This window comes from Paractinoplanes lichenicola (assembly GCF_016785085.1).
Classification (GTDB): Bacteria; Actinomycetota; Actinomycetes; order Mycobacteriales; family Micromonosporaceae; genus Actinoplanes; species Actinoplanes lichenicola.
The window spans coordinates 312,723-325,552 of sequence record NZ_JAENHO010000006.1 but is presented as its reverse complement, the minus strand read 5'-3'; the positions used below and the strand labels follow the sequence as shown (position 1 = coordinate 325,552).

Below are 12,830 nucleotides of genomic sequence, written 5' to 3'. Positions count from 1 at the left end.
GCTCAGTCGCGCCTACGCCTCGCCCGGCGCGTCACGTACGAAAACGCCTACGCCGGCAAGGGTCTCTGTTACGCCCAGAACCCGCAGAATCTGCATCGCACGATCAATGACGGGTTCCGTCACGTCGTAGTAAGCCGTCAGTTCCCGCCGACTCGGGAGACGTGACCCAGGCGGAAACTCCCCGACCTCTATCCGCTTCCGCAGGTCATCGGCGATCTCTTCATATCGGTAACGCGGTGGCACGAAGTCTCCTCGGTTGGCATGCCGAGTAGACCACCTACGACTAGCTCTTGACTACCCAACGCTAGTTGTGGGAGGTTTCCCATAGGTCTCCTCGGTTGGCGCTAAGGCGACCCAGACAGCGAGGCGACTCTTAGTGGTTCGCCCGTGGTCAAGACGAAGGCCCGGGCAGTCATAGCGCTCCGGGCCTTTGCCTTCTGGACAAGTTAGGCGCACGCACAACGAGATGCCAGATCGCCGGTCAAGAGCAGGACCGCATCTGCGCATCGGCGGCTCAAGCGCCAGAGAATTCGATCTTCACGTTCCCGAAGACGGCGCCCTCGAAGAGGAAGAGGCCCTCGGCCAGCGCAAACGCTGACCGTGGGCCTCTTTCGTGCAGTGTCACTCGATCGCGTGACACCTGCTTGAACTCGTTGACCGTGTCGACAACGAAGCCCTTCGCAGAAGAGCGGCGGCACACAACGCGGCGGCAGAACCGGAAGGTCGTCGACCAGACCGTGACGGGTCTGCCCTGGACCTCCTAGGCGGCACCCTCGACAGCGCAACGCACCTAGTGCGGTCCTGTGCAAGATTGGCAACCGCCGTCCCTTGAAGATCGCCCGCGACCTCGCAGCCCAGGTCTCCGACGCTCGACACGAGATCGAGATGCTGCTTAAGGTATGACGGGCAATTTGTGCAACCTGTGAACAAGTAAGCCACTCTCGCCTTATTGGCGCCCGCTCGCGTCCCGGCGGCCCGTGCGTCATCTTCTAGCTGCCATGGCCTGCCTGAGCGAGGCGCTGGGCCGCTAAGCCAGCTTGACCAGGGTCAGGGCCTGGAAGCGGATGCCGGCCCGATCGTCGTAGACGTGGAAGTCGAGCACCTCGAAGACCTCCCGCGCGTATTCCAGCAGCTGCCGGTCCGAGCGGAACGAGAAGAACCGGGGCGGCACGTGCTGGTCCTCGCCGGCGATGCCCTCCTCCTGGTCGCCGCCGAAGACACCCAGATAGAAGAGGCCGCCGGGGACGAGCACGGCCCGGATGGCCCGGAGCGCCGCGTCCAGTTCGGAGTTCGGGACGTGGAGCAGGGTGTTGATCGAATAGACCGAGTCGAACGACTCCGCGGGGAGGTCGAGCGCCATCAGGTCGCGTACGAGGGCCTTGATGCCTTTGGCCTTGGTCTTCTCGACCATGGCCGGGGACAGGTCGACCGCCGTGACCTCGAGCCCCTCCTCCTGGAAGAAGACGCTGTCCTGCCCGGTGCCCGAGCCGACCTCGAGCAACGTGTGAGCGTCGGCCGCGCGCAACCGGTCGAGGAAGGCGGCCCGCTCGTCGATCTTCCAGGCCGATTTGGGGTGGGCGTCGCGGCGGGTCGCCTCGCTCTCCCCATAGGAGGCCCGGTTGCGGGCGACCACGTCGTCGTAGCCGGTCGGACCGGCGTTCTCGAGGCGCAATCTCATGGTTATTCCCCCTGCCGATCGATCGTGCCGCTCGGATAGCCTGACCCGATCGACGGGGGCGCGTAAAGGAGCGATCGATGGCGAAAGAGGTCCGGGCCGACATCGAGACGATGCGGGCCGCCGACGCGGATCGTCAGAAGGTCGCCGACCAGCTCAAGACGGCGCTCGACGAGGGCCGGCTCACCCTGCACGAATACGACGAACGGGTGGCCCTGGCCTATTCGTCGAAGACCTATCAGGAGCTGCTGATGCTCCTGACCGACCTGCCCCGCCCCGGGCTGAGCGCGAGCGAGGTGCGCGCCCGGCACGAGGCCGAGCAACGCCGGGCCGCCCGCCGCCTGCCCACGGCGATGCTGGTGCTGTGGACGATCTGGGCCTCGCTGACGGTTGTCAATCTGGTGGTCTACGGGCTGGTCGCGATCGGCACCGACGACGTCTATCCGTGGCCGGTCTGGATGCTGGTGCCCGGTGCGGCGCTGGCGGCGGTGACCGTGGGCGTCCAGGTGATCCGCCACCAGCGCTGAGCTAACGCGCCGGAAAAAGCACCGACCAGCGCTGAGCTAGCGCGCCGGGAAGAGCGCCCGGTCGAGCAGCGGCGAGATCGCGTGGGCGTAGGCCAGCGTCATGTGGCTGTTGTCCTTGTAGACCAGCACGTTGCCGACGATGATCGGGCACTTCGTCGCGTCGCAGAACCACGGCGTCGGGTCGATCACGCGGATGCCGGCCGTGCGGGCCGCCCCGGCCACCAGCTCGCGGCGGTTCTTCTCGGCGATCGCCCGGGTCAGCGGCCGGTCGCACTTGGCCAGGCGGCGCGCGTTCTCGGCCGCACACTCGGGCGCGTCCTCGGCCGGCCACGGCGTGTCCTGCAGCAGCACCTTAGGGATGCCGTTGAACTTGGCCCAGGTCTGCTTCCAGCGGGCGACCCAGACCGGGTCGTCCTCAGCGCCGGCGCGCGGGATGATCTGGCCGTCCTCGCCGACGATGCCGCCGTTGTCGAGGTCGTTGGAGGCCATCACGAGCAGGTCGGGCTTGGCGTCGGCGACCCGCTTGACGATCTGGTCGCGCCAGGTCACACACTCGGTGTAGTTGCGCTTGAGGGCCGAGTTGTAGGTCAGCACCTGCGGCAGCTGGCAGGCCGCCTTGGTCAGCGCGACCAGCTTCCAGCCGTTGTTCTTGGCGACGTCGTCGACCGCCGGGAACCAGTGGGCGGCGTGCGAGTCGCCGATCAGATACATCGTCTTGGCGCCGGCCGGGTCGCCGTAGACGCACTCCCGGTTCTGCTCGACCTGGGTGTAGTTGAAGTGACACTGGTCGTCGTAGATCTGCGGGCTCTGCGCCCCGGCGTCCGTGACCTTCGGGTTCAGATTCTTGGGCAGCTTCTCGCCGCCGAGCGAGGCCGTGATCAGCTCGGTGATCCGGGCCTGCGGGTCGGCCGCGGCGGCCACCTCGGCTTGGGTGTCGGCGGCGGCCGGGCCGGCCGGCAGCGGCGGCGTGAACTGCCCGATGATCAGCGCGAAGATCGCCGCCGAGGCCGACAGGACCAGGCCCAGCGCCAGGCCGTTGCGGGCGCGGCTGCGCAGCCCGGGCCGCGTCCGGACCGGATTTTCCACCGTGTGGTAGGTCACCCAGGCCAGGCCGAGGGCGGCGACGGCGAAGATCAGATTGGTCTTGATGCTGGCGTCGCGCGCGAACGCGGCCGGCCAGATCATCAGGACCGGCCAGTGCCACAGATACCAGCCGTACGACAGCTTGCCGATGAACCGGAACGGGCCGGTGCCGATCAGCTTGCCGGCGCCCCAGCCCTCGGCGCTCGTGCCGCCGGCGATCACCGCGGCGGTGCCGAGCACGGGCAGCAGGGCGTGGTAGCCCGGGAAGGCGGTCGCCTCGTCGAATGTCACGGCGGCGATCACGACGGCCACGAGGCCGCCCCACGTGAGCACGGCGGCCAGAGCCTTGGGCGTACGGCGGAGGAAGCCGGCCCCGACCGCGACGAGCGCGCCGATGCCCAGCTCCCACGCGCGGGTGTGCGAGCCGAAGTAGGCCCACGGCGCGGCGCTGGTCGTCTGCTGCACGCTGACGATGAGCGAGACCACGACCAGGGCGCTCAGCGCGAACAGGGCCCGCCGGTTGGCCCGGCGCCCGGCCCAGACGGCGAGCAGCAGCAGCGGCCAGATCAGATAGAACTGCTCCTCGACCGCGAGCGACCACAGGTGCTGCAGCGGCGAGGGCGCGGCGGTGGCGTTGAGGTAGTCGGTTCCCTCGTACGCGAGCCGCCAGTTGATCCCGTAGAACGTGCTGAACAGGGCGTCCAGCGAGATCGACTTGAACCGGGTGGCGGGCAGCCAGAGCCACGCCGCGACGACGGTGGCCACCAGCACCACGGTCGAGACGGGCAGCAGCCGGATCGCGCGCCGGGCGTAGAAGCCGGGCAGCGAGATCGTGCCCGTCTTGCCCAGCTCCTTGAGCAGCAGCGTCGTGATCAGGAAGCCGGAGATCACGAAGAAGACGTCCACACCGACGTAGCCGCCGGCGAAGGTGCTGATGCCCGCGTGGCTGAGCACCACGAGAACAACCGCGATGGCACGAAGGCCTTCGATGTCCGGCCGGAACCCGATGTGCGGGCCCTGAGCGCGCGGCGGGGCTGCGGGAGCCCCGGAGCCCTGGGCGTCCCCGGTCGAGGACGGGGGCCGCTGGCCGACGATGGGGGTATGGACTGAATAATTCATGGTCGCCGCACAAGATACTCAGTAGCTGGGCCGGGGTCGACCTGAACCGGCTCGCGCTAGGGTCGAAATGTGACCTTGATCGAACGTGTTCCACTGTCCGTTCTTGACCTGGCCACGGTCCGTGAAGGGCACTCGAGCGCCGATGCTCTGCGGGGCACGATCGCGATCGCGCGCACCGCGGACGAGCTCGGGTATCGAAGGTTCTGGGTAGCAGAGCACCACAACATGCCTGCCGTCGCTTCGACGGCGCCTCCCGTCCTGATCGCTTCGGTGGCCGCACAAACCAGAACGATCCGGGTCGGATCGGGTGGCGTGATGCTGCCCAACCACATGCCGTTCGCGGTCGCCGAGCAGTTCGCCATTCTCGAAGCGCTGCATCCGGGACGAATTGACCTCGGTATCGGTCGCGCACCCGGCACGGATCAGGCGACCGCGGCCGCTTTGCGTGGTGTCTCCCCCTATCTGACCGTCGAGCAGTTTCCCGACCATCTGCGGGCGGTGCTGGCCCTTCTCGGCGACGACCGGATCGACCCGGGCCCGGTCGCCCGGCTGCGCGCCACCCCGGTCGCGGAGAGCTTTCCCGAGGTCTGGATGCTCGGCTCCTCGACGTACGGGGCTCAGGTCGCGGCCGCCCTCGGGCTGCCCTTCTGTTACGCGTATCACTTCGCGATGGGCTCGGACGTGGATGCCGCCCTGCACCTCTATCGGGCCGGCTTCCAGCCCTCGGAGCGGTTCCCCGAGCCGTACCCGATGGTCAGCGCCTCGGTGATCGCCGCCGAGACGACCGCGGAGGCGCAGTTCCTGGCCGGCCCGAGCCGGGTCATGGTGCAGAGCCTGCGCACCGGCCGGCTGGGTCCGATCGTCGCCCCCGAGAACGCCACCGACCTCGACCCGTCGCTGCCCGGCACCCAGTACGCGGGCACGGCCGAGGAGGTCGTGGCCGGCCTCGACGCGCTGGTCGAGCGGACGGGCGCGCGCGAGGTCATGCTCGCGGGCACGGTCTACGACCCGGCGACCCGGCAGGACACCCTTGCCCGAATAGCGAAGGCTTGGGGGCTTTAAGCTCCGCGGGGTCGCGCGCTCACGCGTAGCGACGACATGATCGCTCTATGAGCTGGCAGCTGACCGACGACGTCGACACCTTCGCCGCCACCGCCGGCGACTTCCTGCGCTCCCGCCCGATCGAGCACACCACGCTGCTGACCGTGCTGGCCACCCTGCAAAGGCGCGGCCCGTACGCGTACGGCCTGGCCGAGCCGGTCTTCGGCTGGTGGAGCACCCCGGCCGCGAAGGTCACCGCGGTGCTGCTGCAGACCCCGCCGCACCCGATGATGTTCAGCGAGCTGCCGCCACGGGCCGTGCCGGCGGCCGTGCTGGCCCTCAACGGCCGGCAGCTGCCCGGGGCCAACCTGACCGCGGACGCCGTCGACGGGTTCGCCGCGGGCTGGCGCAGCCGCACGGGGGTGCGCACCCAGGTCGTCCGGCGAACCCGGCTCTACCGGCTGGAGTCGCTGGTCTTCCCGGCCCAGCCGCCGCCCGGGCACGCCCGCTACGCCGGGCCGGACGACCGCTCGCTGCTGCAGGGCTGGCTGCTCGCGTTCCACGACGAGATCGGCGAGCGCCGGCCGGCTGACCCGCTGGCGGCGATCGACGACCGGCTCGCGTACGGGGGTGTGCTGGTCTGGGACGACGACGGGCTGCCGGTGGCGATGGCGATGACGTCGCGCCCCGAGGCGGGCATGGTCCGCGTCCAGATCGTCTACACCCCGCCCGTACGCCGGGGGCGTGGCTACGCCGGGGCGGTGACCGTGGTGGCGGCGCAGGCGGCCCTCGACTCCGGGGCCCGCGATGTCGTGCTCAACACAGACTTGGCCAACCCGACCAGTAATGCTTTGTATCAGCGGCTGGGTTTCCGCCCGGTCGAGGATCGAGTGATCGTGGAGTTCACGAGATGACAGACGGCAAGGTGCTTTCGGTGAACGTCGGTGTCGCCCGGCCCAACCCGGCCAAGCGCAACGGCGGCCTGACCGGCATCGACAAGCTGCCGGTCGATCACGCGGTGGACGTGCGCGCGCCCGGCCCGAAGACCACCGGCCTGCACAGCGGCGTGGTCGGCGACCCGATCGGCGACGTCAAGAACCACGGCGGGGACAACCAGGCGGTCTACGCGTACTCCCGCGAGGACTACGACTGGTGGGAGGCGTCGCTGGGCCGGTCGCTGCCCGCCGGCATGTTCGGCGAGAACATGACCACCGTCGGCCTCGACCTCAACGAGACCCGGATCGGCGAGGTCTGGCGGGTCGGCGACGTGCTGGAGCTCCAGCCCACGTTCGGGCGAATTCCGTGCTCCACGTTCCAGGTCAAGATGGGCGAGAAGCAGTGGCTCAAGCGGTTCGCCCGCGAGGCCCGCACGGGCACCTACCTGCGCGTGATCACGCCCGGCCCGCTGCGCGTGGGCGACCCGATCGAGATCGTGCACCGGCCGGCGACGAGCATCGGCGTCTCGGAGGCGTTCGACATCTACATGCACCGCAAGGAGGAGCTCGCGCGCCTGCTGGTGGCCGAGGCCCTGCCGAGCGACCTGCGGGAAGAGATCGAGCGCCGGCTGGCGACGGCCTGAGAACAAAGAAGTCCCTCGAACGGAGTCGAGGGCTTCCTATGCACCTAGTGGCGAACGTCGAAGCGGCGCTAGAAGAAGCTGAGAGTTAGGTGTTTTCACCACCGAGTTCACGTTGGGCACGCTTGGCGCGGAGTTCCTCCGCCCGCTGCAGCACGCCCTCGAGGTCCTTCGCGCCGTATCCCTCGAACGTGGTGGACTCATCACCCACCTTGATCTCTACCTTCTTGTTGTCATGTCGGCTGAGAAAGGCCTTCAGCGCGGGGGTCAACGCCTTCCACATAGTTGCCGTGGCGGTTGCGTAGATCCCGATGTATGCCAGGACCTCACCGGCGCTGGCCTTGATGATCGGCCCGTTGTGCCGCTCGGCGTCGACCAGGTCGCACAACGTGGGCGATCTGTTGCCTCAGATGCCGCCACGTATGTGACATGACCGGGGGATCGAGCCGTCTTTAGTGAGACCTAGAGGTGGGCCAACGAAAGCAGCCCCTCACATGCTGTTCGAGCGTGTGAGGGGCTGCTACGTGCACCTGGTGGCGGGTGAAGGATTCGAACCTTCGAAGCTTTCGCGACGGATTTACAGTCCGCTCCCATTGGCCGCTCGGGCAACCCGCCTGGGCACACCACCACGGTTTCCCGTGGCAGCGGAGAACAGCTTAGCCGTACCGCGCGGCGGTTTCGCAACCGGGTACGGTCGGCATGTCGGCGCCCGTTTCCCGGGCCCCGTCCTCATCGACGAAGCCAGCATCGCAGGAGTTCTGATCATGGCAGCCAGCCCGTCCTTCGACATCGTCAGCAAGGTCGACCAGCAGGAGGTGGACAACGCGTTCCACCAGGCCGAGAAGGAGCTCGGCACCCGGTTCGACTTCCGGGGCACGGGCACCTCGCTCGCCAAGTCGGGCGACGCCGGGATCACCATCACCTCCGAGACCGAGGAGCGGGCCAGCGCGGCGCTCGAGGTCTTCAAGGAGAAGCTGATCAAGCGCAACATCTCGCTGAAGTCCCTCGACGCGGGCGAGCCCCGGCAGTCCGGCAAGACCTACAAGATCGACTGCAAGGTCATCGAGGGCATCGAGACCGACAAGGCCAAGGCGATCAGCAAGAAGATCCGCGACGAGGGCCCCAAGGGCGTGCAGGCGCAGATCCAGGGCGACCAGCTGCGCGTCACCGGCAAGAAGCGCGACGACCTGCAGGCCGTGATCGCCCTGCTCAAGGCCGAGGACTTCGGCGTCGCCCTCCAGTTCACGAATTACCGCTGATCGGCGCCGCCCGGGCCGCAGACTGGGGCCATGAGCACCAGTTCGTGGACCATGCTGGCCGGCGCGGCGGCCGGGGCCGGGCTTGCGGTGTTCGGCTTGGTCATCCTGGTGACCGGCCGGGCCCCGAACCCGACCGCGCGGGCCTTCCGGTGCGTCCGGGACGCCGGCTTCTACCACTTCTTCTTCGGCGCCGCCCTCGGCCTGGTGGTGATCGGCACGGGCATCAACAACCCCGTCGTCACCACCACCATCACCGTGCTGGCGATCGTGATGGCGGGCACGGCCCTGGTCCGGTTCCGCCCGCGTCCCCGGCAGAGACCCGTCAACAGATAGTTCGTCAGCGGATGTGAGGCAGTCGTGATCGAGCCGGTCGTCAGCCCCGAGTGGGTTCGCAGCAATCGCGACCGGGTCGTCCTGGCCGACGTCCGCGCCTATCTCGACGGCCGCAAGGGCGCCGACGCGTACGCCCGGGGGCACCTGCCCGGGGCGGTCTTCGCCGACCTGGACGCCGATCTCGCCGCCCCGCCCACCGCGGCCGACGGGCGGCACCCCCTGCCCGATCCGGCGCACTTCGCCGAGCGGATGTCCGCGCTGGGCATCGGCCCGGACGACACGGTGATCGCGTACGACGATGCGGGGGGCGTGATGGCGGCCCGGCTCGTCTGGATGCTGCGCGCGCTCGGGCAGGACGCCGCGCTGCTCGACGGCGGGATCGACGCGTACGGGGAGGAGCGGGAGACCGACGCGCCGGAGCGTCCCCGTGCGGTCTTCCCCGTACGCCCGTGGCCCGCCGACCGCCTGGCCTCGCTCGCCGACGCCACGTCGGGCGACTTCGTCGTGCTCGACGCGCGCCAGTCCGAGCGGTTCCGGGGCGAGACCGAGCCGATCGATCCGCGCCCCGGCCACATTCCCGGCGCCCGCAACGTCTCCTGCCGCGACAACGTCGACCCCGACGGCCGTTTCCGGCCCGCGGAGGCCCTGCGTGAGCGCTTCCTCGCGGCCGGGGTGGCCGACGGCGCGCAGGTGGTGTCGTACTGCGGCTCGGGCGTCACCGCCTGCCACAACCTGCTGGCCCTGGAGCGCGCCGGGTTCGCGCCGGGCCGCCTCTATCCCGGCTCCTGGTCGCAATACAGCGCGACCGACCTCCCCGCCGCGACCGGCGACTAGGCGCTAGGCCTCCGATCGGCGGTGCGCCTCCCAGGCGGCTTGTTTCGTGGTGCCGAGCGCGGCGCCGATCTGGGTCCACGAGGCGCCGGCGTCGCGGGCCACCCGCACCATCGACTGGCGCGCGTAGCCGGCCTTGCGGATGACGACCTCGCTCAACGCCAGCATCTCCAGCGTCTCCTCGCGAGTGAGCGGCACGGCGCTCCCGTTGCTCTCGCCGGCCATCGCCGCGAGGGCGTCGCGCATCCTCAGCTCGTCGTAGCGCGTTGTAGCCGTGGACAGCGTGTGCTTCCGCTCGAGGTCCTCAGGAGTCGCGCTCACGGCGGGACAGCATGGCGTCAGGCGCGCTTGACGTCAAGATCACCTGACGTCGAGCATGCGAATTGCCCTCACTTCTCCCATTATTTCGGACGTAAAGTCGTCAATTCTGCGCGTAACCGAGGGGGAGGCTACTCAACCGTTCGGTCAGGATTTCGGAATGTGCGGTTTCGACCCGCCGATGGACACTGCCGGTCGCACATCCGGTGTGGCACCATCATGGAACCCCCCACCAGGAACGCGTAAAAACCGCAGGAGCCAACATGTTCGCAAGGAAGCTGGGCCGTTTCGCCGGCTTGGTTTTCGTGCTCGCCGTCGTTTTTGGTGGAGCCGGTGCCGCGGCAGCGAGCACTGGTGGCGGGTCGGACCCCGCTGCGGCACGCGGCCACGACTCCGGTTACTCGGCGAACTCGAGCTACTCCACCAACGGCATCACGGAGTGGGAGTAAACGTCTCCGCCTGGCCGGCGCCGAGCGCCGCCAGCGTATTTGACTGACGAGGAGCACGATGGCCGAGCGTCCGCGTGCACGGCCGCGTTCCCCGCAATACGCTTGGCTGCTCACTGGTCCGTTCGCCGTTCTGACAATTGCCGGATTTGCCGGATTCTGGGCGACTGAGCGCGACTGGTATTCCGAATGGCTCGGCGGCCTGCTGGCGCTGGCCGGCATCTGCCTTTGTTACGTGGGCGTCTTCCACGTCGTCATCCGCCGCAGCACCTACGGCATCGTCCTCGCCGAGATCCCGTACGTCCTGGCGCTGTTCTACCTGCCGCCCGCGATGGTGATCTGCGTCGTCGCGTGCGCCACGCTCATCACCCAGTTCCTGCGGTCGGCCGTGCTCATGCCGACCAAACTGTGGTTCAACGTCGCCAAGAACTCGGCCAGCATGACCCTGGCCGCCCTGGTCATAGCCGCCCTGCCGCCCTTCGACGGCGGCATGCCGACCACCTGGCTGATCCTCGCCACCGCCCTGGCCGTCGTCACGGTGGCGGACCTGCTCGGCACGGCCGCCGTGATGAGCATCGTCCAGGGCCTGCGGGCCGGCCAGGACGTGCTGCGCGGCGGCGGCCCGCCGTTGATCATCGCCAGCGTCAACGTCGTGATCGGCCTGGTCTTCCTGGTCGCGCTCGAGGCCACCCGCTGGTCGGCCGTGCTGCTGGTCGTCCTGGTCGGCGCGCTCATCCTGATGCTGCGGTCGTTCGCCGACTTCTTCCGGCAGCACCGCACGCTGGCCGAGGTCTACGAGCTGACCAAGGCGATCCGCGAGGCGGGCGCCGACGCCGGCCTGCCCGACGTGCTGCTCGGCCGGGTGCAGACCCTGATGCGGGCCGAATACGCGACCCTCTATCTGACCCCGCAGGACAGGCACCCCGAGGTGCTGCTCACCGCCCGCGTGGAGAACAAAGGCCTGCTCGACCTCTCGCCGATCCCGCCCGCCGTCCGCGAGCAGGCGATCGCGGACAGCCACAGCCTGGCCATCGGCCCGACCTTCGGCGGCACCCAGGAGCTGCGCCAGCAGCTCCGCTCGGCCAAGGTCAAGGACGTGGTGATCGTCCCGCTGCGGTCGGGCCAGACCACGATCGGCAGCCTCGAGGTGGTCAACCGGCTCGGCGACGCCCGCTCGTTCCGCGACGCCGACATCCAGGTGCTCGAGACGATCGCGGCCCACGCGGCGGCCGCGGTGGAGAATTCGCGCCTGGTCGACCGGCTGCGCTACGACGCCTATCACGACCGGCTGACCGCGCTGCCCAACCGGCGCAGGCTCACCGACGCGCTGGCCGAGTCGGTCAAGGTGCGCGCCGAGGACGAGGTGGTCGCGGTCCTGCTCTTCGACGTGGACGGTCAGCGTGACGTCAACGAGTCGATGGGCCACGCCGCCGGCGACAAGCTGCTGGCCGAGGTGGCGAGCCGCCTGCGCGCGATCGCCGGGCCCGGCGCCCTGGTCGGCCGGATCGGCGGCGACGAGTTCGTGGTGACGCTGCGCGCCGAGAGCACCGACGCCACAGTCCAGCTGGCCACCGACATGCGCGAGCAGCTGCGCGGCCCGATGACGGTCGGCACGCTGACGCTCGACGTCGACACCGCGGTGGGCGTGTCCGTCTATCCCGATCACGGCGCCGATCCCGAGATGTTGCTGCAGCGGGCCGAGCTCGCGGGCAATGCGGCCAAGGTCCTCCCGTACGGGGTGCAGCTCTTCCACCCCGCGCTCGAGTCGCGCGCCGTGCGCCGCCTGGGCATCGCGGCCGATCTGCGCACGGCCCTCGACAACGGCGCCCTCGACGTCTACTTCCAGCCCAAGGTCACGCTGACCGACCGTCACCTCGTCGGCGTCGAGTGCCTGGCCCGCTGGCAGCACCCGGCGCAGGGCGAGGTGGCGCCGGAGGATTTCGTGGCCGTCGCCGAGCACACCGGCCAGCTCTCCCGCCTGACCGAGGTGGTGCTGACCGAGGGTCTGCGGCGCTGCCGGGAGTGGACCGACCAGGAACGCCCGCTCTCGATCGCGGTCAACCTGTCGGTGCGCACGCTGCTCGACTCCCGCTTCCCCGACCAGGTCGCCACGCTGCTCGAGCAGTACGGCGTGGCCGCGGCCCAGGTCACGTTCGAGATCTCCGAGCCGGGCATGCTCAACGACATCGAGCGCGTGCTGCCCACCCTCTATCGGCTGCGCGATCTGGGGGTCAAGCTCAGCGTCGACGACTTCGGCACCGGCGCGTCCTCACTGTCCTATCTGCGGCAGTGGCCGGTGCAGGAGGTCAAGATCGACGACAGCTTCGTGCAGGGCATGGCGACCGACACCGGCGACCTCGCGATCGTCCGCGCGGTGATCAGCCTGGCCCGTGAGTTCGGCCTCACGGTCGTGGCCGAGGGCGTCGAGAGCGAGCTCACCCTCGACCTGCTGGAGGAGATGGGCTGCGAGATCGGCCAGGGTTACCTGTTCAGCCGCCCCCTGCCGTACGAGCGGCTGGAGGCCTGGGTCAGCGCGCAGACCGAGCCGGCCACCACCGAGGCGGGTGCGGTCAGAAGGCTCCGAGCGGTGATCTGACCTGCGCCGACACTGGTTTGGGGGAG

General features: G+C 69.2%; 13 protein-coding genes and 1 tRNA gene. 8 read left to right on the top strand and 6 right to left on the bottom strand.

Annotated elements, in window-relative coordinates:
* Positions 1–12: 12 nt before the first annotated feature.
* Both JKJ07_RS22640 and JKJ07_RS22635 read right to left on the bottom strand, forming a co-directional pair.
* On the bottom strand, positions 13–243 hold the full coding sequence (locus JKJ07_RS22640) for a winged helix-turn-helix domain-containing protein (protein WP_202993693.1): 231 nt from the start codon (positions 241–243) through the stop codon (positions 13–15).
* Between the two features lie 784 nt (positions 244–1,027).
* The gene (locus JKJ07_RS22635) at positions 1,028–1,678 is read right to left on the bottom strand and encodes a class I SAM-dependent methyltransferase (RefSeq protein WP_202993692.1); all 651 of its coding nucleotides are present in this window, start codon (positions 1,676–1,678) and stop codon (positions 1,028–1,030) included.
* Positions 1,679–1,755: 77 nt separating this feature from the next.
* Here JKJ07_RS22635 and JKJ07_RS22630 point away from each other — a divergent pair, with 77 nt between their 5' ends.
* Positions 1,756–2,202: a DUF1707 SHOCT-like domain-containing protein gene (locus JKJ07_RS22630; protein WP_202993691.1), complete on the top strand. Its 447-nt coding sequence runs from the start codon at positions 1,756–1,758 to the stop codon at positions 2,200–2,202.
* A gap of 36 nt (positions 2,203–2,238) precedes the next feature.
* Here JKJ07_RS22630 and JKJ07_RS22625 read toward each other — a convergent pair whose 3' ends face one another.
* Complete coding sequence (locus JKJ07_RS22625) at positions 2,239–4,404, bottom strand: acyltransferase family protein (protein ID WP_236029678.1); 2,166 nt, start codon at positions 4,402–4,404, stop codon at positions 2,239–2,241.
* 69 nt (positions 4,405–4,473) lie between these two features.
* On the opposite strand from JKJ07_RS22625, the gene JKJ07_RS22620 reads away from it, so the two are divergent.
* From JKJ07_RS22620 to JKJ07_RS22610, 3 genes are read left to right on the top strand one after another with little or no spacing between them, the layout of a single operon-like run.
* Positions 4,474–5,466 (top strand): LLM class flavin-dependent oxidoreductase, encoded by a 993-nt coding sequence (locus JKJ07_RS22620; protein WP_307834351.1) that lies wholly within the window; start codon positions 4,474–4,476, stop codon positions 5,464–5,466.
* Between the two features lie 47 nt (positions 5,467–5,513).
* Positions 5,514–6,359, top strand: a complete 846-nt coding sequence (locus tag JKJ07_RS22615; RefSeq protein ID WP_202993689.1) for a GNAT family N-acetyltransferase — start codon at positions 5,514–5,516, stop codon at positions 6,357–6,359.
* Positions 6,356–7,024 (top strand): MOSC domain-containing protein, encoded by a 669-nt coding sequence (locus tag JKJ07_RS22610; protein ID WP_202993688.1) that lies wholly within the window; start codon positions 6,356–6,358, stop codon positions 7,022–7,024. Before JKJ07_RS22615 ends, JKJ07_RS22610 begins: the two co-directional genes overlap by 4 nt.
* A gap of 85 nt (positions 7,025–7,109) precedes the next feature.
* On the opposite strand, the gene JKJ07_RS22605 is transcribed toward JKJ07_RS22610, so the two are convergent.
* The gene (locus JKJ07_RS22605; protein ID WP_202993687.1) at positions 7,110–7,409 is read right to left on the bottom strand and encodes a hypothetical protein; all 300 of its coding nucleotides are present in this window, start codon (positions 7,407–7,409) and stop codon (positions 7,110–7,112) included.
* A 143-nt stretch (positions 7,410–7,552) separates the two neighbouring features.
* Positions 7,553–7,636, bottom strand: a tRNA-Tyr gene (locus JKJ07_RS22600).
* 149 nt (positions 7,637–7,785) lie between these two features.
* Between JKJ07_RS22600 and JKJ07_RS22595 the strand changes: the two genes are divergently transcribed.
* Genes JKJ07_RS22595 through JKJ07_RS51800 form a run of 3 tightly spaced genes read left to right on the top strand, consistent with a single transcriptional unit; the run spans position 7,786 to position 9,447 of the window.
* A complete protein-coding gene (locus tag JKJ07_RS22595) occupies positions 7,786–8,280 on the top strand; it encodes a YajQ family cyclic di-GMP-binding protein (RefSeq protein WP_202993686.1) in 495 nt (164 codons plus the stop codon).
* A 30-nt stretch (positions 8,281–8,310) separates the two neighbouring features.
* Positions 8,311–8,613, top strand: a complete 303-nt coding sequence (locus tag JKJ07_RS22590; protein WP_202993685.1) for a hypothetical protein — start codon at positions 8,311–8,313, stop codon at positions 8,611–8,613.
* A 24-nt stretch (positions 8,614–8,637) separates the two neighbouring features.
* The gene (locus JKJ07_RS51800) at positions 8,638–9,447 is read left to right on the top strand and encodes a sulfurtransferase (RefSeq protein ID WP_202993684.1); all 810 of its coding nucleotides are present in this window, start codon (positions 8,638–8,640) and stop codon (positions 9,445–9,447) included.
* A 3-nt stretch (positions 9,448–9,450) separates the two neighbouring features.
* Here JKJ07_RS51800 and JKJ07_RS22580 read toward each other — a convergent pair whose 3' ends face one another.
* Complete coding sequence (locus tag JKJ07_RS22580; RefSeq protein ID WP_202993683.1) at positions 9,451–9,765, bottom strand: hypothetical protein; 315 nt, start codon at positions 9,763–9,765, stop codon at positions 9,451–9,453.
* A gap of 504 nt (positions 9,766–10,269) precedes the next feature.
* On the opposite strand from JKJ07_RS22580, the gene JKJ07_RS22575 reads away from it, so the two are divergent.
* Positions 10,270–12,804 (top strand): putative bifunctional diguanylate cyclase/phosphodiesterase, encoded by a 2,535-nt coding sequence (locus JKJ07_RS22575; protein WP_202993682.1) that lies wholly within the window; start codon positions 10,270–10,272, stop codon positions 12,802–12,804.
* Positions 12,805–12,830 lie beyond the last annotated feature (26 nt).

Excerpts from the sequence above, each read along its gene's own strand:
- JKJ07_RS22635 (WP_202993692.1), bottom strand. The coding sequence starts at position 1,678 with ATGAGATTGCGCCTCGAGAACGCCGGTCCGACCGGCTACGACGACGTG.
- JKJ07_RS22630 (WP_202993691.1), top strand. The coding sequence starts at position 1,756 with ATGGCGAAAGAGGTCCGGGCCGACATCGAGACGATGCGGGCCGCCGAC.
- JKJ07_RS22625 (WP_236029678.1), bottom strand. The coding sequence starts at position 4,404 with ATGAATTATTCAGTCCATACCCCCATCGTCGGCCAGCGGCCCCCGTCC.
- JKJ07_RS22615 (WP_202993689.1), top strand. The coding sequence starts at position 5,514 with ATGAGCTGGCAGCTGACCGACGACGTCGACACCTTCGCCGCCACCGCC.
- JKJ07_RS22610 (WP_202993688.1), top strand. The coding sequence starts at position 6,356 with ATGACAGACGGCAAGGTGCTTTCGGTGAACGTCGGTGTCGCCCGGCCC.
- JKJ07_RS22595 (WP_202993686.1), top strand. The coding sequence starts at position 7,786 with ATGGCAGCCAGCCCGTCCTTCGACATCGTCAGCAAGGTCGACCAGCAG.
- JKJ07_RS22590 (WP_202993685.1), top strand. The coding sequence starts at position 8,311 with ATGAGCACCAGTTCGTGGACCATGCTGGCCGGCGCGGCGGCCGGGGCC.
- JKJ07_RS22575 (WP_202993682.1), top strand. The coding sequence starts at position 10,270 with ATGGCCGAGCGTCCGCGTGCACGGCCGCGTTCCCCGCAATACGCTTGG.